19 protein-coding genes are annotated in these 18,630 nt (G+C 61.0%); 9 read left to right on the forward strand and 10 right to left on the reverse strand.

Annotation, left to right across the window (positions count from 1 at the left end; all coding sequences use genetic code 11):
- Positions 1 to 61 precede the first annotated feature (61 nt).
- The 4 genes from SB772_RS05835 to SB772_RS05850 all read left to right on the forward strand — a co-directional run bounded on the left by SB772_RS05835 (position 62) and on the right by SB772_RS05850 (position 5,548).
- Positions 62 to 1,066 (forward strand): arabinose ABC transporter substrate-binding protein, encoded by a 1,005-nt coding sequence (locus SB772_RS05835; protein ID WP_410832342.1) that lies wholly within the window; start codon positions 62 to 64, stop codon positions 1,064 to 1,066.
- A gap of 86 nt (positions 1,067 to 1,152) precedes the next feature.
- Complete coding sequence (gene araG, locus SB772_RS05840; protein WP_410832343.1) at positions 1,153 to 2,709, forward strand: L-arabinose ABC transporter ATP-binding protein AraG; 1,557 nt, start codon at positions 1,153 to 1,155, stop codon at positions 2,707 to 2,709.
- A 47-nt stretch (positions 2,710 to 2,756) separates the two neighbouring features.
- The gene (gene araH / locus SB772_RS05845) at positions 2,757 to 3,761 is read left to right on the forward strand and encodes an L-arabinose ABC transporter permease AraH (protein ID WP_410832344.1); all 1,005 of its coding nucleotides are present in this window, start codon (positions 2,757 to 2,759) and stop codon (positions 3,759 to 3,761) included.
- A 53-nt stretch (positions 3,762 to 3,814) separates the two neighbouring features.
- Positions 3,815 to 5,548 (forward strand): IlvD/Edd family dehydratase, encoded by a 1,734-nt coding sequence (locus tag SB772_RS05850; RefSeq protein ID WP_410832345.1) that lies wholly within the window; start codon positions 3,815 to 3,817, stop codon positions 5,546 to 5,548.
- A gap of 224 nt (positions 5,549 to 5,772) precedes the next feature.
- Here SB772_RS05850 and sap1 read toward each other — a convergent pair whose 3' ends face one another.
- Together sap1 and SB772_RS05860 are read right to left on the reverse strand one after the other, a co-directional pair.
- Positions 5,773 to 6,111, reverse strand: coding sequence for a surface attachment protein Sap1 (gene sap1 / locus SB772_RS05855; RefSeq protein ID WP_410832346.1), 339 nt, complete (start codon positions 6,109 to 6,111; stop codon positions 5,773 to 5,775).
- A gap of 680 nt (positions 6,112 to 6,791) precedes the next feature.
- The gene (locus tag SB772_RS05860) at positions 6,792 to 7,004 is read right to left on the reverse strand and encodes a hypothetical protein (protein ID WP_410832347.1); all 213 of its coding nucleotides are present in this window, start codon (positions 7,002 to 7,004) and stop codon (positions 6,792 to 6,794) included.
- A 36-nt stretch (positions 7,005 to 7,040) separates the two neighbouring features.
- On the opposite strand from SB772_RS05860, the gene SB772_RS05865 reads away from it, so the two are divergent.
- Positions 7,041 to 7,319, forward strand: a complete 279-nt coding sequence (locus tag SB772_RS05865) for a hypothetical protein (protein WP_410832348.1) — start codon at positions 7,041 to 7,043, stop codon at positions 7,317 to 7,319.
- A 175-nt stretch (positions 7,320 to 7,494) separates the two neighbouring features.
- On the opposite strand, the gene SB772_RS05870 is transcribed toward SB772_RS05865, so the two are convergent.
- Positions 7,495 to 7,920, reverse strand: coding sequence for an HIT family protein (locus tag SB772_RS05870; protein ID WP_410832349.1), 426 nt, complete (start codon positions 7,918 to 7,920; stop codon positions 7,495 to 7,497).
- 195 nt (positions 7,921 to 8,115) lie between these two features.
- On the opposite strand from SB772_RS05870, the gene SB772_RS05875 reads away from it, so the two are divergent.
- Positions 8,116 to 8,445 carry an ecotin precursor gene (locus SB772_RS05875; RefSeq protein WP_410832350.1) on the forward strand — a complete coding sequence of 110 codons (330 nt, stop codon included), beginning with the start codon at positions 8,116 to 8,118 and terminating at the stop codon, positions 8,443 to 8,445.
- 95 nt (positions 8,446 to 8,540) lie between these two features.
- Here SB772_RS05875 and SB772_RS05880 read toward each other — a convergent pair whose 3' ends face one another.
- The 3 genes from SB772_RS05880 to mnmE form a co-directional block, all read right to left on the reverse strand.
- The gene (locus SB772_RS05880) at positions 8,541 to 8,702 is read right to left on the reverse strand and encodes a hypothetical protein (RefSeq protein WP_410832351.1); all 162 of its coding nucleotides are present in this window, start codon (positions 8,700 to 8,702) and stop codon (positions 8,541 to 8,543) included.
- A gap of 248 nt (positions 8,703 to 8,950) precedes the next feature.
- Complete coding sequence (locus SB772_RS05885; RefSeq protein WP_410832631.1) at positions 8,951 to 10,165, reverse strand: tyrosine-type recombinase/integrase; 1,215 nt, start codon at positions 10,163 to 10,165, stop codon at positions 8,951 to 8,953.
- 175 nt (positions 10,166 to 10,340) lie between these two features.
- Positions 10,341 to 11,741 (reverse strand): tRNA uridine-5-carboxymethylaminomethyl(34) synthesis GTPase MnmE, encoded by a 1,401-nt coding sequence (gene mnmE, locus SB772_RS05890; RefSeq protein WP_410832352.1) that lies wholly within the window; start codon positions 11,739 to 11,741, stop codon positions 10,341 to 10,343.
- Positions 11,742 to 12,089: 348 nt separating this feature from the next.
- Here mnmE and SB772_RS05895 point away from each other — a divergent pair, with 348 nt between their 5' ends.
- Positions 12,090 to 12,515 (forward strand): XRE family transcriptional regulator, encoded by a 426-nt coding sequence (locus SB772_RS05895; protein WP_410832353.1) that lies wholly within the window; start codon positions 12,090 to 12,092, stop codon positions 12,513 to 12,515.
- Between the two features lie 116 nt (positions 12,516 to 12,631).
- Here the strand turns inward: SB772_RS05895 and yidC are convergent, their stop codons facing one another.
- The 4 genes from yidC to rpmH all read right to left on the reverse strand — a co-directional run bounded on the left by yidC (position 12,632) and on the right by rpmH (position 15,310).
- A complete protein-coding gene (yidC, locus tag SB772_RS05900; RefSeq protein ID WP_410832354.1) occupies positions 12,632 to 14,293 on the reverse strand; it encodes a membrane protein insertase YidC in 1,662 nt (553 codons plus the stop codon).
- A gap of 30 nt (positions 14,294 to 14,323) precedes the next feature.
- The gene (yidD, locus tag SB772_RS05905; protein ID WP_007180115.1) at positions 14,324 to 14,554 is read right to left on the reverse strand and encodes a membrane protein insertion efficiency factor YidD; all 231 of its coding nucleotides are present in this window, start codon (positions 14,552 to 14,554) and stop codon (positions 14,324 to 14,326) included.
- Positions 14,555 to 14,660: 106 nt separating this feature from the next.
- Positions 14,661 to 15,146, reverse strand: coding sequence for a ribonuclease P protein component (gene rnpA / locus SB772_RS05910; RefSeq protein WP_410832632.1), 486 nt, complete (start codon positions 15,144 to 15,146; stop codon positions 14,661 to 14,663).
- 29 nt (positions 15,147 to 15,175) lie between these two features.
- Positions 15,176 to 15,310, reverse strand: a complete 135-nt coding sequence (gene rpmH, locus SB772_RS05915) for a 50S ribosomal protein L34 (protein WP_004198824.1) — start codon at positions 15,308 to 15,310, stop codon at positions 15,176 to 15,178.
- Positions 15,311 to 15,694: 384 nt separating this feature from the next.
- Between rpmH and dnaA the strand changes: the two genes are divergently transcribed.
- Positions 15,695 to 17,278, forward strand: a complete 1,584-nt coding sequence (dnaA, locus tag SB772_RS05920; protein WP_410832355.1) for a chromosomal replication initiator protein DnaA — start codon at positions 15,695 to 15,697, stop codon at positions 17,276 to 17,278.
- A gap of 219 nt (positions 17,279 to 17,497) precedes the next feature.
- Entirely contained in the window at positions 17,498 to 18,601 is a 1,104-nt protein-coding gene (gene dnaN, locus SB772_RS05925) for a DNA polymerase III subunit beta (RefSeq protein WP_410832356.1), read from the forward strand.
- The last annotated feature ends 29 nt before the right edge of the window (positions 18,602 to 18,630 follow it).

Genomic DNA, 18,630 nt, shown 5'->3' on the forward strand with positions numbered 1-18,630 from the left:
GTGCATCACCCTGCTGCTACTAAACGAAATCCATGCAGCTTTTCAACCTCAGGAGACAGAGATGACCAGCAAGCTTCGCCGTTTGACGCTATCCGCGATGGCCGCCGCCGCGCTCGCCGCGCCCTTTGCCGCGCAACTTTCCGCGCGTGCCGATCAGCCCCTCAAAGTCGGCTTCCTCGTGAAGATGCCGGAGCAGGCCTGGTTCATCAACGAGCAGAAAGCGGCCTCCGCGCTCGGCCAGAAGGACGGCTTCTCGGTGGTCAACATCGGCACGCCGGACGGCGAAAAAGTGCTGGCCGCAATCGATAACCTCGGCGCGCAAGGCGCCAAAGGCTTCGTGATCTGCGCGCCTGACGTGCGCCTCGGGCCGGCAATTCAGGCGCGCGCGAAGCGCTACAACATGAAGTTCGTCACCGTCGACGATCAACTGGTCGACTCGGCCGGCAAGCCGCTGCCGAACGTCCCCCACCTTGGCATGTCCGCGTTCAAGATCGGCAATCAGGTCGGCACGGCGATCGCCGAGGAAATGAAGCGCCGCGGCTGGAAGCCGGAAGAAGTCGGCGCGCTGCGCATCACGAACTACGAATTGCCGACCGCGAAACTGCGCACCGACGGCGCCACCCAAACGCTGCTCGCCGGCGGCTTCAGGAAGGAAAACATCTTCGACGCGCCGCAAAAGACCACCGACGACGAAGGCGGTTTCAACGCGTCATCGCCGGTGCTGGCGCAGCATCCGAACATCAAGAAATGGGTGATCTTCGCGCTCAACGAGGAAAGCGTGCTGGGCGGCGTGCGTGCTACCGAACAACTGCACATTCTGGCAGCGGACGTGATCGGCGTCGGCATCAACGGTGCGGGCGAGGCGTTCGCCGAATTCCAGAAGAAGGAGCCGACGGGCTTCTACGGCACGATCGCCGTGAGCTCGACGATGCACGGCAAGGAAAGCACGGAGAACCTCGTCGGGTGGATCAAGGACGGCAAGCAGCCGCCCGCCGATACGCAGACCACCGGCAAGCTGATGGTGCGCGGCAACTGGCAGGACGTGCGTAAAGAGCTCGGAATCTAAGCGGAATTCGAGTCTGCACGTTGCGGGCCGGATTGCGCTTACGCGAGATCGGCCCGCACAGGTTGTCCCCCAGTTAGAGGCTTTCGATGACGGTTCCCCACACTGACGAAGCGGCGCTCTCCGCGCAAGCGCCCTCGCCCGCACCCGCGCTCGCGTCCGCCGATCCGTACCTGCAACTCGACGGCATCACCGTGCGCTTTCCGGGCGTACTCGCGCTCGACCAGGTGTCGCTCGACGTGCGCCGCGGCGAAGTGCACGGCTTGATGGGCGAAAACGGCGCCGGCAAATCAACGCTGCTCAAGGTGCTATCCGGTGTGAATCAGCCGGCCGCAGGCACCTTGTCGCTCGACGGCGTCGAGCAGCATTTCATCACCACCAAGGCAGCCATTGCGGCGGGCGTCGCGATCATCTATCAGGAACTGCATCTGGTGCCGGAACTGACGGTCGCCGAAAACCTGATGCTCGGCGCCCTGCCCAATCGTTTCGGTGTACTTGACGAAAAAGCACTGATTGCACGCGCTGTTCGCGAACTCGAACGGCTCGGTGAAAAGATCGATCCGGCGCAGCAGGTCAAGAATCTGTCGATCGGTCAGCGGCAGATGATCGAAATCGGCAAGGCGCTGATGCGCGATGCACGCGTGATTGCGTTCGATGAACCGACCAGTTCGCTGTCGTCGCGCGAAACCGCGCAGTTGTTCCGGATCATTCGTGCGTTGAAGGCCGAGGGCCGCGCGATCATCTACGTCACGCATCGGATGGATGAAGTCTACGAACTGTGCGATCGCGTGACGGTGTTTCGCGACGGCCGCCACATCGATACGTTCGAGGCCGGTGCCGGACTCGATCGCGATCGATTGATCAGCTGCATGGTGGGCCGATCGATCGCCGACGTGTACGGCTACCGCTCGCGCGATATCGGCGACGTGCAACTCGACGTCAAAGGCTTGATGGGACGCGGCCTGCACGAACCGGCTACTTTTGCGGCGCGTAAAGGTGAAATTCTCGGCTTCTTCGGACTGGTCGGCGCCGGCCGTTCCGAGTTGATGAAGCTGATCTACGGCGCCGAGAAACCGACCGCGGGCGAGATCACGCTCAAGGGTAAGCGCGTGCGTTTCGCGACGCCGCGCGATGCGGTCCGCGCGGGCGTCGCGTTATGTCCGGAAGATCGCAAGCAGGAAGGCATCGTGTCGATCGCCTCCGTCTCGGACAACCTCAACATCAGTTGCCGCCGTCACTTCAGCCGCTTCAACGTGCTCAACGGCCGCAAGGAAGCGCAGACCGCCAGGGAGTTCATCGGCAAGCTCGCGATCAAGACGCGTAACGGCGAGACACCGATCGGCACGCTCTCCGGCGGCAATCAGCAGAAGGTGATTCTGTCGCGCTGGCTCGCCGAAGACATCGACGTATTCCTGATGGACGAACCCACGCGCGGCATCGACGTCGGCGCGCGCAGCGAGATTTACGGCTTGCTGTATGGGCTGGCCGAAGCGGGCCGCACCGTGATCGTCGTGTCGAGCGATCTGGCTGAAGTGATCGGCGTCGCGGATCGCGTGATCGTGATGAAGGAAGGCTGTGTCGTCGGCGATCTGCCGAAGGCGCAGGCCACCCCCGACGCATTGATCAAACTCGCCCTGCCCCGCTAAGCCGCCAACTGAATTTGAATCGCGCCATTGAAAACGGAATAGACATCATGCACACACCCTCCACCGACTCCTCTACGCCAGCCGTCGCCGCCGCGGGTCTAGGCGCACGCGCGGCGCGCACGTGGGATCTGATCAACAAGTCCGGCATCGTGATGGTGTTCATCATCCTGTTCGCGGCTTTATCGTTCACCGTGCCCGATTTCCTGAGCTCGCGAAATATCCAGGGCTTGCTGCTGTCCGTCACGCTAATCGGCTCGATCTCCGTGACGATGATGTTCGTGCTCGCGCTGGGCGAAGTGGATTTGTCGGTCGCGTCGATCGTCGCGTTCGCGGGCGTGGTCGCCTCCACCTTGATCACCGCGACGCACAGCGTGCTGCTCGGCGTGGCAGCCGGCGTGCTTGCGGGCGGCGCGGTCGGGCTCGTGAACGGCGTACTGGTCGCACGCTACAAGATCAACTCGCTGATCGTCACGCTCGCGATGATGGAAGTCGTGCGCGGTCTCGCGTTCATCACGTCGAACGGCGACGCGGTCATGATCTCCGAAGAGCGTTTCTTCGACCTCGGCGGCGGTGCGTTCCTCGGCATTTCGTATCCGATCTGGAGCAACATCGTTGGCTTCGTGCTGTTCGGCTTTCTGCTGAAGAAAACCGTGTTCGGCAAGAACGTGCTCGCTGTGGGCGGCAATAGCGAGGCGGCGTTGCTCGCGGGCTTGCCGGTTACGCGTATCAAGATCACAGTGTTCGTATTCCAAGGGCTCGTTACCGGCTTTGCCGGCGTGATGCTTGCCTCGCGGATGAGTCTGGGCGACCCGAAAACGTCGGTCGGGCTCGAACTCGGCGTGATTTCCGCATGCGTGCTCGGTGGCGTATCGCTGACGGGCGGCGTCGCGACGATTTCCGGTGTGCTGGTCGGCGTGCTGATCATGGGCTCCGTGCAGGACGCAATGAGCCTGATGAACGTGCCGACCTTCTATCAATACCTGATTCGCGGCGGGATTCTGCTGCTCGCGGTGCTGTTCGATCAGTACCGCCGCAGCAAGCGCGTGCACTGACGCGCGCCCCTGGGCCAGGCGCCCCCTCTACATGTTTGCCAACAGGAGTTTTCATGGCTGATTCGAACCAGACTAAAAAGCCGCTGCGCAGCCAGGCGTGGTTCGGCCTCAAGGACCGCGACGGCTTTCTGCATCGCTCGTGGATGAAAAACCAGGGCATTCCGCACGACGAATTCGACGGGCGTCCGGTGATCGGCATCTGCAACACGTGGTCCGAACTGACGCCGTGCAACGCGCATTTTCGCGAGCTTGCCGAGTACGTGAAAAAAGGCGTGCACGAAGCGGGCGGTTTGCCGTTGGAGTTTCCGGTGATGTCGCTCGGCGAGACCAATCTGCGGCCTACCGCGATGCTGTTTCGCAACCTCGCATCGATGGATGTCGAGGAGTCGATTCGCGGCAATCCGATGGACGGCGTGATTCTGCTGGTCGGCTGCGACAAGACCACGCCGGCGCTGCTGATGGGCGCGGCATCGTGCAATCTGCCCGCGCTTGCTGTTTCCGGCGGTCCGATGCTCAATGGACGCTTTCGCGGCAAGAACATCGGTTCCGGCACGGGTGTCTGGCAGATGTCCGAGGAAGTGCGCGCCGGTACGATGACACAGGAAGAATTCACCGAAGCCGAGTCGTGCATGAACCGCTCGCGCGGCCATTGCATGACCATGGGTACGGCATCGACGATGGCCTCGATGGTCGAATCGCTCGGCATGGGTTTGCCGCACAACGCGGCGATCCCCGCTGTCGATGCACGCCGGCAAGTGCTGGCGCATCTCGCCGGACGGCGCATCGTCGAGATGGTTCGTGAGGATCTGACGATGGACAAGATCCTCACGCGCCAGGCGTTCGAAAACGCGATCCGCACGAATGCGGCGATCGGCGGCTCGACCAACGCGGTCGTACATCTGATCGCGCTGGCCAAGCGGATCGGCGTCGAGCTTTCGCTGGAGGATTGGGAACTGGGATCGAACGTGCCGTGTCTGGTGAATCTGCAACCGTCAGGCGAATATTTGATGGAGGACTTTTACTACGCGGGCGGTCTGCCGGCCGTGCTCAAGCAACTCGGCGAGCAAGGGCTGCTGCATCGCGACGCGCTGACCGTCAACGGCAAGACGATCTGGGACAACGTGCGCAACGCGCCGAACCATGACGAAAAGGTCATCACGACTTTCGCGGAGCCATTCAAGCCGAAAGCGGGCATTGCGGTGCTGAAGGGCAACCTGGCGCCGAACGGCGCGGTGATCAAGCCGTCGGCGGCCACAGCGCATCTGCTGAAGCATCGCGGACGCGCGGTGGTGTTCGAGAACATCGAGGAATTGCATGCGAAGATCGACGACGAGTCGCTCGAGATCGACGAGCACTGCATCATGGTGCTCAAGGGTGCCGGGCCGAAGGGCTATCCGGGCTTTGCCGAAGTCGGCAACATGCCGCTGCCGAAGAAGGTGCTGCAAAAGGGCATCACGGATATGGTGCGCATTTCCGACGGACGCATGAGCGGCACGGCATACGGCGCGGTGGTGTTGCACGTGTCGCCGGAAGCGGCGGCAGGCGGTCCGCTCGCGTTCGTGCAGACCGGCGACATGATCGAGCTCGACGTCGAAGCACGGCGCCTGCATCTGGATGTCTCCGACGCCGAACTGGCACGCCGCCGCGCCGCATGGCAGCCGCCGGAACCGCCCACGCGCGGCTACTACAAGCTTTACGTCGAACACGTGCTGCAAGCGGATCAAGGCGCGGATCTCGACTTCCTGGTGGGATCGAGCGGCGCGCCGGTGCCGCGCGATTCGCATTGATCGACGTTTGACGACGTTCCTGCGCTTTGCGAGAAGGCGTGCTGCCGATGCGGACCGACAATCTGCATCGGTTTTTTTAATTTGCTTCAGCAATCAGACCGGCGCCGCCAATAAAAACGGCCGGGCAATTCGCCCAGCCGATTTATCACTCACAGGTTCACCGCCCCCGGCTTTTAAAGTCAGAGGAATGGCAGCACGAACCGCCTCCGGCGTTTCGCCAGCGCTTATTGCTTGATGAATCGGTCGTTAGCCCAGAGGCCTTCCGTATCGCTATTGGAAGAATTCACGAATTCGACATCATGCCCAACCACGCGCACCACGCGGAAACTCGAATTCTCAGGCGTTGAAATGCACTGGTATCCGGAGAAGAATTCCTGCATCTTTTGCTGTTCGCCGGCTTGCGCATGCTGATCGGCGGCGTCGAGCTTATCCTTCGACAGGCAGCCATACGCATTCGCCTTGAACTGGATGGTTTGCTGCGGCTTGACGACAACGTCTTGCGCTTGAACGGATGCGGCAGCCAAACCCGCAATGGCGAAAAGAAGGGCGATTCGCGATTTCATATGTTCCTCCGGTGCGGGGTTTATTACTCAGGTTAGCTATGTATTTAACTTTAACGTCGAACCCGCATCTTGCACTTTAGGAGAAGGCGAGCGAACGACAAGCACATCTTGTGTGCGGTCGCAACAGCGGCGAATTGTCGCACCCTCGACCACACCTCATTAACCGGCAAGCAAAGGCTTAAAGACGCAGAATTGAAACGGATAACTAAAAGACTGGCAGGGCGCTTTGCCTTAATCAGTAAAGCTTTGCAGTTCGTATTCGCGTAAACGAGCAGTGTCAATTAAGCGAATTAATACAATTAATGTCTGGACTTGGTGCATTGCACACAAAGTCATTCATCCGGCTAAAGAAAAATTGCGAAATAACGGTGTACGTGCAGAAGATAAACGATGCCAGGTCTGCCGGGCGACGCGCCAGCGCGCGCCCGTTTGCAACAGCGGCTCAATTCCAGCGCTGATGGGTCGCGAAGAACTTGGACTGAAAATAGGCGAGCCGTGGCGCGCACTTTTTTAGTCCGGCCGCAGCGCAGGAGTTCTTGCAACGCATGCAGCCGCAGCAGCGCGATTTTGCAAAGAGCGAGACAGCGCGCGGGTTCGGCGAGGGCAGGGCGTCGCACTGCCGCAGGCGGGTTATCGCAAAATTGTGGGCGGCGTGACACCGTGTGGGCACGCGTGCTGCTCTAGAATGAAATCATGCACTTGCGATCGGAGGCTACGTGATCGAGCAATTGATACTGGGCGCGTTTCTGGTCGTGCCGCTCGCGATTGTTGCGTGGCTTTTCTCCGACGAATTGTGGCAAGAGCATAGGCATCAGCAGGAGTTGAGACACATGGATGTACGGCCTCACCGTACCAACTGGCGGCATCCGTTGCGTCGCATGCGGAATCGTCATTGAGCTGTCGTGGGGTGTACTTGCGCTGCGCGAACCGTGACGCCGCGTCGCGGCGCGGTTCGCGACGTTATGCCTTCAGCATGGCATTTGCCGACTCGTCCTTTTCCTGATGTTGCCCAGCGCCGCGAAACGCTGTCACGCGCGGCGCTTGATCGTCTTGCGCCTTCCTACGTGCCTGAACTGCACATCTTGACCGGCCGTCTTAAAATAGCGACCCGTCGAACAGGAGGTTTCGTGCGCAAATTGATTTCATTGATGCTGCTGGCGGCCACCGCCACGGCTTTCGTGCCGGCGACCGCCGAGGCACATTCGTAGTCACGTGTGGTGTGCAAGCGCGTGTGGGTGCATGGCCGTCTCGTGACGCATTGCCGCCGCGTGCCGTATCACCATCATCACCATCGCCCGCCGTATCACCGTCCGACGTACCATCAGTGATTGACCCGACCCGCAATACGCGGGTTTTTTGCGCGCGTCGCTGCCTGAGCCTCGCTCAGTCCGCGCGCCAATGCTCGCGAATGCGTTTGGCGAGCGCTTCGAGTGTGGCGGCATCGGCGACGTCGCGTGCGTGCATGCGCAGCGGCTCTCCCTCCCAGCGGGGGATCACGTGAAAATGCACGTGCGGCACGGTTTGTCCCGCGGCGCGGCCGTTGAACTGTCCGATGAACATGCCGTCCGGGCGCAAGGCCGCACGCAGGGCGATGGCCAGCTTCTGCGTCATGCGCATGCAAGCGACCACCGATGCGTCCGACAGCTCGAAAATCTCCACTGCCGCTTCCTTCGGCACGACCAGCACGTGACCGTCGGCTTGCGGCATCAGGTCCATGATGGCAAGCGCCGCGCCGGTTTCCGCGACTTTGATGCAGGGTAGTTCGCCACGCAGAATCCTTGCGAAGGGATTGCTGTCGTCGTAGTTCATCACGCGTCCTCTCTGGTTGCCGGTACGAATCGGGGTTTTGCTGCTCTCTCCGGTATTGTCCACCACATCTGTTACAACGCGCGCCGCATCCGTTCGGTGTCCGTTACACCGGTAATTCCCCGTTACCACTTGCAGCATCTATTTCCACACACGCCGTACACAATCTGTTCCATGCCTAAACGGCGGGAGTCAGACATGAAAAAGATTGCAGTGGCGTTGTTGATGGTCGGAAGTCTGAGCGTGGCGGGGCAAGCTTCAGCTCATGGCAATGGCGGCGATGTGGTCGGCGCGCTGATCGGCGGTGCGCTGCTCGGCGCCGTGGTGACGTCCGCTTTGAATCCGGCGCCTGTGGTTGCTTACCAGCAGCCTGTGTACGCGCAACCGGTGTATCAGCCGGCTCCGGTCTACGCCGGTCCGCCGCCGGGATACTGCTATGACCAGTACCAGCGCGCGTACGTCGCGTGCGGTGCGCCGCCGCCCGGACAGTATTACGGTTACCCGCAGCAGCCTCAGCCGGGGTGGTAAGCAGGCGGCGCGGACCGGCGCGCGCAGCTGATGCTTGCGCGCTACACAGAAAGGCCGTCGCAGCGCGCGACGGCCTTTTCATCTCGGTGCGGTGTTCAGTGCTTGTGGTGCAACCATTCCGCGTAGTGCGTATCGAGCCAGCGCTCGAGGCGCTCCGGCCTTGTCTGGCGGCTATAGTGCGACGCAGCCCAGATCGCAACGCCGACTACTAGCATCACCAAGGGTCCCAGCAAATAAGCCATCAACGATTCAGACATGGGAGCCTCCATATCGGGTTGCGCCAATGCTTCAGTTTAGGCGATGGGCGGCGGGAGAAAAGGGCGTTGTGAGATGGCAGCGGAGAAATTCAAACATGATTGTTGTCTTGAGATACAGAACCTAGTGAAAAATCAATTTTTCATTTATCTACAGTAGCTTGTGTATTGATTGTTAATCGTTGTGTACCAAACTACCGCGCTAGAACTGTCTTCTGTAAGGCGGGCAATGCCAGGCCGGCCCGAGGCCCTCAGAACGGGTCGATTCCTGCTTTTCGGCCGCCCTGAATCTGCGTATCGACGAAGTCTGCCCAAAGTTGCAAGGTCTGGCGCCGTTCGGCGGCATCCTCCTCACCGTCGGCACGCCCGGTGTCCTTGATCGCACGCGCCAAGGTCTTTTCGATCGCGTCTGAAGGCTGCCCCATCTCGCGCAAGTGCGTCGACGCGGTGCGCCGAAAGTCATGCAAGACGAAATGTTCCACGTCGAGTCCGAGTGCCTTGACGGCCTGATTAAGGGTGCTCTTCGCGATGGGGTGGTCGTCGCCTCTCACGGTCGGGAATACGAAATTTCGACTGGCCATGCTGCCGCGCAACTCTCGGAGCATCGCAACCGCCTGGTGCGGGAGATACACGTCATGGTGCCGGTCTTGCCTCATTAGTGCGGCCGGAATTCTCCATAGCGCGGCGTCCAGGTCGAATTCGGACCATGTCGACTCGACGAGTTCGGATTTCCGAACCATCGTCAGCACCAGCAGGTGTAGCGCTAACTTCAACGGTCGTCGGATACTCGATGCATAAATCGATCGGAGCACCGAGCCGATTTCGTCTGGAGAGAGAACGCGGGTGCGGCTGTCCGATGTTGCTATCGAGCGAGCTGGAATGATCTGCGCCGGGTTTGTCGTCGCGAGTTGCCGAGCGATCAGATACTCATAGAGCCGCTTCACCACGTTGCGCGTGTGCAGCGCCATTTTTGGAGAGCCACGGCTTTTGATCCTGTCGCATATCGCGAGGATGTCGTCGGCAGTCACGGCCTTTATCGGCTTGGCGCCAATGGCCGGCAAGACGTCCTTTTCCAGCGCTCGCCGCGTTGTACGCCGATATTCTTCCGACTTGCCGGCCATCTCCGCCGCGAGATAAAGTTCTGCACCCTCCCGCAGAACATCTGCCTTTCCCTCCGCACCGCGGTCCCTGCGTGCCGTGGCAACGGGCGAGATTCCGCTTGCGACCATCTCGGCATACTTCTGCGCCTTCGCGCGCGCGACCCGCAGCGAGATCATTCTGTAGTCGCCGATCGTAGCGAGAGGCTGCCGCTTGCCGTTCAGCGAATAGCGGAAGCGCCAGACCTTTGTGCCGGTCGTCATGACTTCGATCACGAGGCCGTTGCCGTCCGCCACGGCGTATCGGTTCTCGCGTGGTTCTAATGCACGTATCTGGGCTTCGGTTAGGGGAGCGGCTAGTCTTGGCATTTTTCGAATCGTTGATCCACGGACCGTGGCGATTTTAAACTGTGCATCCTCTGTGTACCAAAGATTTGCGCCGTTTTGGGTCAACGAAGGTTGCCGATACGTTTTTAGAGGGAGTGCGAGAAGAGGCTTACATTGCAGTGCTATCAAGGCTTTCCATGAAAACTCCGGAAGCCGTTTACTTGCCGATACAGAACCTGCTAAAAATCACTCCGAGCAGGTCGTCCGAGCTGAATTCGCCGGTGATCGAGTTCAACTGGTCCTGTGCGAGGCGCAGTTCTTCGGCGAACAGATCCAGCGCTTGGGAGTTCTGATCGGCGTGCGCGGCCGCGGTCGCGAGATGCTCCTGTGCCGCGCGCAGCGCGATCAGATGCCGTTCGCGCGCGAGATAGACGCTCTCCGCGCCGGCTTGCCAGCCGGCAATCCGCAGTAGTTCTCCGCGCAGCAGCGCGACACCGTCGCCTTGTTTCGCCGACAGGCGCACCTCGCTCAGATCGATGTCCGTGGCCGCGGCGAGCGATTTCACGTCCGGCGCGAGGCCGGTCAGATCGGTTTTGTTCAGCACCCGCACCACCGGCACACCGCTCGGAAAGCGTCCGGCGATCGTTCCGTCTTCGGCGGTCATGCCGGTTCTTGCATCGAGCAGATGCAACACCACGTCCGCACGTTCGATCTCACTCCACGTGCGTGCAATGCCGATTTTCTCGACTTCGTCCTCGGTATCGCGCAGGCCGGCGGTGTCGATCACATGCAGCGGAATGCCTTCGATCTGGATGGTCTGCGCAACCTTGTCGCGCGTCGTTCCGGCGATCGGCGTGACGATGGCCAGTTCCGCGCCGGCCAGCGCGTTCAGCAGCGACGACTTGCCGACGTTCGGCTGCCCCGCGAGCACCACCGACAAACCCTCGCGCAGCAACGCGCCTTGCCGCGCTTCGCTCAGCACGTGCGCGAGCCGTTCGCGAATTCGCGCGAGCTTGCCGCGGGCGTCGGCGGCTTCGAGAAAATCGATTTCTTCCTCCGGGAAGTCGAGCGTCGCCTCGACCAGCATCCGCAGCGTGATCACCTCTTCGACGAGGGCGTGAATGTCGCGCGAAAACGCGCCGTCGAGCGAGCGTCCCGCCGAGCGCGCGGCGGCCTCGGTGCTGGCTTCGATCAGATCGGCGACGGCTTCGGCCTGCGCCAGATCCAGCTTGTCGTTGAGAAACGCGCGGCGCGTGAACTCGCCTGGCTCGGCCAAACGCAGACCGAACGCCCGGCCGGCGTCCATGCAACGCTGCAGGACCAGTTGCAGCACCACCGGACCGCCGTGGCCTTGCAGTTCGAGCACGTGCTCGCCGGTATATGAGTGCGGCGCGGGAAAGTACAGCGCGATGCCGCGGTCGAGGGCATTGCCGCTGTCGTCGAGGAACGGCACGTAGCTGGCGTGGCGCGGTGCGAGCGCCTGACCGGTGAGCGCTTGCATGAGCGGCTGGGCCGCTGTTTCGCCCGCGCGGCCAAACGAAATCCGCACGACCCCGATACCGCCTCGGCCGGGCGCAGTAGCAATGGCGACGATCGGATCGGAATCGGTGGTGAGCATGGGAAGGCGGCTGTCAGAGGAGATTGAAGCGCCCACCTGCGGGCGCTGGGCATTGTAACGCGGGCACTCACTCGAGCCTTCGGCGGCAAGGATTCTTAAAACTCCGTGTCGTTCGTCAGACAAATAAGGATTTATCTCAAACGGGCTAAGATAAGTTAACACCCGCTTACGATGCATCGACGCCGATGAGCCGCTGAAGCCCAAGCCGCAGAAGGAAAAAAGCGATATTCGACGAAATCGCGAAACGCGTTATTCGATGGCTATTTCAGGCTAAAAATAGCTTATTTAAGTTAAAGATTAGCGTGAACGGTTGTCCACTGATTATGCGCTGAATTGCACAATCCGGCCATGCCGACCTCCAAAGAAAAAGCCGCTTTCGCCAAACGGCTGAAAGACTCACTCCCCAAGGATATTAAGGGTGGGACTGATTTAGCCAAAAAATTCAATCTGCTCTATAGCAAGGGTCCCGCCGTCTCTCCGCAAACCGCGCACAAATGGCTTGCAGGTACGACGATTCCGAAGCCCGACAAACTGCAGGTTTTGGCCACCTGGCTGCAAAAGGACGCTCATTGGCTGCATTACGGGCCACCTCCGGCCGGCAAGGTCAAACCGCTTGCGCGCGGCGAGAAATATCCGCCGTCGCCTGAAACGATTGAACTCGCTTCGAGGCTTGAGGGTTTGTCGCCGCGTCAGCGAAACCTGGTCGAAGAAATGATCACCGAATTATATGGCGGTACTGACCAGTCAATAGACGGCGAACCTGAAGCCAAATAAAAAAGCCGCCCGGGCGCAAATCGGGCGGCTTTTTTACGGCTTTGTTTTTCTGCTGGCTTCAGTCGGCTTCGGCTTGCGTTAGTCACGCTCGCTGCCGCCGCCCACCGCCATCATCATCAGGCCGGTTTCGTCTTCGACTGGCCCATCATCCGCGTGATGTAGTACTGCTGGGCGATCGACAGCACGTTGTTCACGACGTAGTACAGCACCAGACCCGCCGGGAAGAAGAAGAACATGACCGAGAACGCGATCGGCATGAACATCATCATCTTGGCTTGAACCGGGTCCGGCGGCGTCGGGTTCAGCTTGGTCTGCAGGAACATCGAGACGGCCATCAGCACCGGCAGGATGAAGAACGGATCCTGTTGCGACAGATCGTGAATCCACAGAATCCACGGCGCGCCGCGCATTTCAACCGACGACAGCAGCACCCAGTACAACGAGATGAACACCGGAATCTGAATCACGACCGGCAGACAGCCGCCGAACGGATTGACCTTCTCGGTCTTGTACAGCTCCATCAGCGCCGCGTTCATCTTCTGCGGATCGCCCTTGAAGCGTTCGCGCAAGGCCTGCATACGCGGCGTGATCGCCTTCATGCGCGCCATCGACTTGTAGCTCGCGGCCGACAGCGGGAAGAACACCGCCTTGATCAGCAGCGTGAGCAGCACGATCGCCCAGCCCCAGTTGCCGACATAGCTGTGGATCTTTTCGAGCAGCCAGAACAGCGGCTTCGCGATGATCGTCACATAGCCGTAGTCCTTCACCAGTTCCAGACCCGGCGCGATGCCTTCGAGCATGCGCTCTTCTTCCGGACCGGCGAAGAGGCGCGCGGAAACATCAGCCGATTGGCCCGGCGCGATGGCCGGCACCGGTTGCTTCACGCCGACGCGATACAGCGTCGGATCGATCTTCTCGACATAGATGTCGCGCTTCGCGCCCTGTTGCGGAATCCATGCCGACGCGAAGTAATGCTGCACCATCGCGATCCAGCCGTTGTCGGCCGAATTGACGAAGTCTTCCTTGTTCTTGTCGATGTCGCTGAACGTCATCTTCTGGAAGTGGTGCTGGTCCGTGTAGACAGCCGGTCCGATGAACGTGTGCGAGAAGCGCGGCGTTTCCACCGGCGTGTCGTCGCGCACCAGTTCCATATAGACCGACGGGCTCACCGGCGCGGTGCCGACGTTCTCGATCTTCGTGTCGACGCCGATCACATAGCTGCCGCGCGTGAACGTGTAGGTCTTCACGACCTTCACGCCACCCTTGACCGGCGACTCGAAGCTGAGCTGGAGCGACTTGGCGTCGCCCGTCAGATCGTGCGGCTGGTTCGGAACCGGCGTGTAGATATCGTTATGGTTCGGGAAATCGCCGCCGAGCAGGCCGGTACGAGCCAGATACGTGTGATTGGCGGTGCGGTCGAACAGCGTGATGACGAGATCCGGCTGCTTGCCTTCGCCTTGCTTGACGAGCGACAGCTTCGACAGCGTGCCGCCGCGGGTGTCGATCTCGCCGTTATAGACGTCGGTGCTGAACTTGATCAGTTGCGACTGCGTCGCCGCCGGCACGTTGCCCGGCGCGGCTGCTGTGTTGGTGGCCGGCAGATCGGCGGACTGGGTTCCCGGCGTCGTGGTTCCCGGTGCTGCGCTACCGACCGTTTTGGTCGGGTTGGCGCCCGGGAAGAACATCGACGGGCGTCCGTGGTCGCGTTGCCAGTTGTCGAACAGCATGACCGCTGACATGAAAAAGATGACCCATAGGACGGTGCGTTTGATATCCATGCGTTGTCTCAGTGTCGATGGAACGGCGCGTCAGCGCTTTTCAGAAGTGGGAGGCGGGACGAGATCGATGCCGCCCGCGGAAAACGGGTGGCAGCGGCAAATACGCCTGGCGGCGAGATAAGTCCCGCGCGCGGCGCCATGATACTGGATTGCTTCGCGCGCGTAATCAGAGCAGGAAGGGTAAAAACGGCACCGGTTGCCGAGCATTGGGCTCACGGCAACCTTGTAGAAACGCAGTAAAGCGATGAGTACCGTTTGCATGGCTGGTGCGGCCTAACGACGCCGCGCAACGTGGAGTACCGGGCGACGCCCGCGCAGCAGGGCTGCCATAGCGGCCACAACTGCAAAGCGGACGGTCACTTGAGCGTCATTCCGTCTTGGGCGCTTCCGCGGGCGGCGCCTCGCGACGGACAATTTCGCGCGCAGCCTTGTCGAGCAGCGCCTTGATCTCGCTGCGGCACAGCGCCTTCAACGGCGGCGACGAGGCGCTCGGCAAAGCCTTCTTGTCGAAGCGTGTGTGCAAACGCAGCAGCACATCCCAACCGCCGAATTCCGCGCGACGCAGCCGGAAGGCTTCACGCGCGATTCGACGTACCAGATTACGCGTGACCGCGCGCGGCGCATACTTCTTGCCGATCACGAGGCCTAAGCGAGCGTCATTGCCGGTGGGTCGGCCGTACACCACGAAGTGCGCGGTGCGGCGCCACGGGCGCAAACGAAAAACGGATGAAAATTCATCCGTTTTCAGCAGCCTTGCGGCTTTGGGGAAGGCGGCTTGCGCTCGCAACGGAACCGAGCCCTGTCGCCGCGCCCCTGCCGCTCCCGCTCCATCGCGGGCTTCGCTTGTTGGCACGGACGGAGCGCGCAATCCGCTCGCCTGCCTTAGATGGCGAGGCGCTTGCGGCCCTTCGCGCGACGTGCGTTGATGACCTTGCGGCCACCAGCGGTCTTCATGCGAACGCGGAAGCCGTGGGTGCGCTTGCGACGGGTAACGGAAGGTTGGTAAGTACGTTTCATGTTGCTCTCACTTGATCGAAAAATAACCGCGCGATCATCGCTGAAAGCGCAATGGCCGGAGGTTTACTGAATTGGTTTTCGCGGAACCCGCTATTTAAACCCGTTTTCTGTTGGGCGTCAATAGTTTAGCCGGGTCCGGCGGTGGCCCGGCGATGCTTAGCCAGATGATCCGTCCCTGTGGATAACTCCCTTTCGGGTCCGATTTGGCGTTAGAATCTCGCCTTACTTCCCAAAAATCCTGCACGCCGCTCCGGCTCGCTTGCCCCGCAAACCCTTGTGGCACAAGCGCCTGGAGCCGTTACGCCTGGCTGCTCAGGGCCATGTTGCGTGCGCGCGACAGGGGCAGCGGTGGACCGCCGTGCACACCATAACGACAGCAACTCGATGAACGATTTCTGGCAACACTGTTCCGCATTGCTGGAGCGTGAGCTTACGCCCCAGCAGTACGTGACGTGGATCAAACCGTTGGCCCCGGTCGCCTTCGACGCCGCTGCGAACACGCTTAGCATCGCTGCGCCGAACCGCTTCAAGCTCGACTGGGTCAAGAGCCAGTTCTCCGGCCGCATCGCGGACATGGCCCGCGATTTCTGGCATGCACCGGTCGACGTGCAATTTGTGTTGGACCCCAAGGCTGGCATGCGCGCGCCCGCGGCAGCGGCGCCGGCTCAGGCGCGTCCGTCGTCCGCGCCAATGGGCGGCGGCTATTCCGGTTCCGGTGGCGGTGCCGCGGTCGACGCAGCTGTCGGCGCGGTGCAAGCGGCGCACGCTGCGCGCGCCAACGGCGCGGTCGCTACGCATAACGCGAACGCACGCGCGGCGGCTGAAGAAGCCGCCGACCTCGATCTCCCCAGCCTCGACGCAAACGAAGCCGCCGCCGCACGCCGCACGTGGCGTCCGGGCCAAAGCGCCGGCTCGAATAGTAACGGCGAGAACGACTCGATGTACGAGCGTTCGAAGCTTAACCCGGTGCTTACGTTCGATAACTTCGTGACCGGTAAGGCCAACCAGTTGGCGCGCGCCGCGGCGATTCAGGTCGCGGACAACCCGGGCATCTCGTACAACCCGCTGTTTCTGTACGGCGGCGTGGGCCTCGGCAAGACCCATCTGATCCACGCGATCGGCAACCAGCTTCTGATGGACAAGGCCGGCGCGCGGATTCGCTACATCCACGCGGAACAGTACGTGTCCGACGTGGTGAAGGCCTACCAGCGCAAGGCGTTCGACGACTTCAAGCGCTACTACCACTCGCTCGACCTGCTGCTGATCGACGATATTCAGTTCTTCTCCGGCAAGTCCCGCACGCAGGAAGAATTCTTCTACGCGTTCGAGGCGCTGGTCGCGAACAAGGCGCAGGTGATCATCACCAGCGACACGTATCCGAAAGAAATTTCGGGCATCGACGACCGCTTGATCTCGCGCTTCGACTCCGGCCTCACGGTGGCGATCGAGCCGCCCGAGCTGGAAATGCGCGTCGCGATTCTGATGCGCAAGGCGCAATCGGAGTTCGTGAGCCTGAACGAGGACGTCGCGTTCTTCGTCGCCAAGCACTTGCGCTCGAACGTGCGTGAACTGGAAGGCGCACTGCGCAAGATCCTCGCGTACTCGAAGTTCCACGGCCGCGAAATCTCGATCGAACTGACGAAAGAAGCCCTGAAAGACCTGCTGACGGTACAGAACCGGCAGATTTCGGTGGAAAACATCCAGAAGACCGTCGCCGACTTCTACAGCATCAAGGTCGCGGACATGTATTCGAAGAAGCGTCCGGCGAACATCGCGCGGCCACGGCAGATCGCGATGTATCTGGCGAAGGAACTGACGCAGAAAAGTTTGCCGGAAATCGGCGAGCTGTTCGGCGGGCGCGACCACACCACCGTGCTGCACGCGGTGCGCAAGATCGCCGCCGAGCGCGGCACGGATGCCCAGCTGAACCACGAACTGCACGTTCTGGAGCAAACGCTGAAGGGTTAAGCAGGCCGGACCGAAAAATCGACCTGTTTATTTCCAAACTCGCCCCCATTTTAGTAGGGCGGTTCCGTTTTCAGGCACAATACAGGTTTAACCGCCCGGCGGCCGCGGGCGGATTTTACGCCGTGACAGGCGCTGCGTGGCGCCGGCGGGGGGCCACGGTTGCGTGCTGGAAAGCTGCCTGGCAAGGCGCGCAGGCCGTCATATCAACGAAGGAACTCTATGCAACTGGTCAAGACCGAACGCGATAACCTCCTCAGGCCGCTGCAAACCGTGAGCGGCATCGTCGAACGCCGCCATACGTTGCCGATCCTCGCCAATTTGCTGATTACCAAGAACGGCCCGGACGTGTCGTTCCTGTCGACCGACCTCGAGTTGCAGATCACCACGCGTGCCGATTTCGGCGTGGGCGGCGATTCGGTCGCGACCACGGTGGCAGCAAGAAAGCTCCTCGACATTCTGCGCGCGATGCCCGACGGGCAAGTTACGCTGACCCTGAACGACAAGCGTTTGACCGTGCAATCCGGCAAGAGCCGCTTTGCGCTGCAAACGCTGGCGGCCGACGAGTTCCCGACCGTCGCTCAGGCTAAAGACTACGGCGCGAACCTGGTGGTTCCCCAGAAAACGTTCCGCCAGTTGCTCGGCATGGTCCATTTCTCGATGGCCCAGCAGGACATCCGCTACTACCTGAACGGCATGCTGCTGGTGGTGGACGGCAACCAGCTGATGGCGGTCGCAACGGACGGCCACCGCCTGGCGTTCTCATCGATGAAGATCGAAGGTTCGTTCGCGCGCCAGGAAGTGATCATTCCGCGCAAGACGATTCTGGAGCTCCAGCGTCTGCTGGAAGACATCGACGACACGCTGAAGATCGACATCGCGCCCACGCAGGTGAAGTTCACCTTCGGCCAGGTCGAACTCGTGTCGAAGCTGGTGGAAGGCAAATTCCCCGACTTCCAGCGCGTGATTCCGAAGTCGCACAAGAATCAGTTCGTGATCGGCCGTGAAGAACTGCAGCGTTCGCTGCAACGCGCCGCGATTCTGACGTCGGACAAATTCAAGGGCGTGCGCTGCATCATCGAGCCGGGCCAGTTGAAGATCATGTCGACCAACGCCGATCAGGAAGAGGCGCAGGAAGAACTGGAAATCGCGTACGACGGCGACAGCGTCGATATCGGGTTCAACGTCACGTATCTGCTCGACGTGCTCGCGAACCTGAAGGTCGACATGTTGCAAGTGAGCCTTGGCGACGCCAGCTCCAGCGCGTTGATCACGATTCCCGAGAACGACGAATTCAAATACGTCGTGATGCCGATGCGCATCTAATGCGTCCGAAAACCAAGAACACACCAAGG

Origin of the sequence: Paraburkholderia sp. SIMBA_030, from assembly GCF_046535245.1 — a bacterium.
GTDB lineage: Bacteria > Pseudomonadota > Gammaproteobacteria > Burkholderiales > Burkholderiaceae > Paraburkholderia.

Excerpts from the sequence above, each read along its gene's own strand:
- SB772_RS05835 (WP_410832342.1), top strand. The coding sequence starts at position 62 with ATGACCAGCAAGCTTCGCCGTTTGACGCTATCCGCGATGGCCGCCGCC.
- araG (WP_410832343.1), top strand. The coding sequence starts at position 1,153 with ATGACGGTTCCCCACACTGACGAAGCGGCGCTCTCCGCGCAAGCGCCC.
- araH (WP_410832344.1), top strand. The coding sequence starts at position 2,757 with ATGCACACACCCTCCACCGACTCCTCTACGCCAGCCGTCGCCGCCGCG.
- SB772_RS05850 (WP_410832345.1), top strand. The coding sequence starts at position 3,815 with ATGGCTGATTCGAACCAGACTAAAAAGCCGCTGCGCAGCCAGGCGTGG.
- sap1 (WP_410832346.1), bottom strand. The coding sequence starts at position 6,111 with ATGAAATCGCGAATCGCCCTTCTTTTCGCCATTGCGGGTTTGGCTGCC.
- SB772_RS05860 (WP_410832347.1), bottom strand. The coding sequence starts at position 7,004 with ATGACGATTCCGCATGCGACGCAACGGATGCCGCCAGTTGGTACGGTG.
- SB772_RS05870 (WP_410832349.1), bottom strand. The coding sequence starts at position 7,920 with ATGAACTACGACGACAGCAATCCCTTCGCAAGGATTCTGCGTGGCGAA.
- SB772_RS05875 (WP_410832350.1), top strand. The coding sequence starts at position 8,116 with ATGAAAAAGATTGCAGTGGCGTTGTTGATGGTCGGAAGTCTGAGCGTG.
- SB772_RS05880 (WP_410832351.1), bottom strand. The coding sequence starts at position 8,702 with ATGTCTGAATCGTTGATGGCTTATTTGCTGGGACCCTTGGTGATGCTA.
- SB772_RS05885 (WP_410832631.1), bottom strand. The coding sequence starts at position 10,165 with ATGCCAAGACTAGCCGCTCCCCTAACCGAAGCCCAGATACGTGCATTA.
- mnmE (WP_410832352.1), bottom strand. The coding sequence starts at position 11,741 with ATGCTCACCACCGATTCCGATCCGATCGTCGCCATTGCTACTGCGCCC.
- SB772_RS05895 (WP_410832353.1), top strand. The coding sequence starts at position 12,090 with ATGCCGACCTCCAAAGAAAAAGCCGCTTTCGCCAAACGGCTGAAAGAC.
- yidC (WP_410832354.1), bottom strand. The coding sequence starts at position 14,293 with ATGGATATCAAACGCACCGTCCTATGGGTCATCTTTTTCATGTCAGCG.
- yidD (WP_007180115.1), bottom strand. The coding sequence starts at position 14,554 with ATGCAAACGGTACTCATCGCTTTACTGCGTTTCTACAAGGTTGCCGTG.
- rpmH (WP_004198824.1), bottom strand. The coding sequence starts at position 15,310 with ATGAAACGTACTTACCAACCTTCCGTTACCCGTCGCAAGCGCACCCAC.
- dnaA (WP_410832355.1), top strand. The coding sequence starts at position 15,695 with ATGAACGATTTCTGGCAACACTGTTCCGCATTGCTGGAGCGTGAGCTT.
- dnaN (WP_410832356.1), top strand. The coding sequence starts at position 17,498 with ATGCAACTGGTCAAGACCGAACGCGATAACCTCCTCAGGCCGCTGCAA.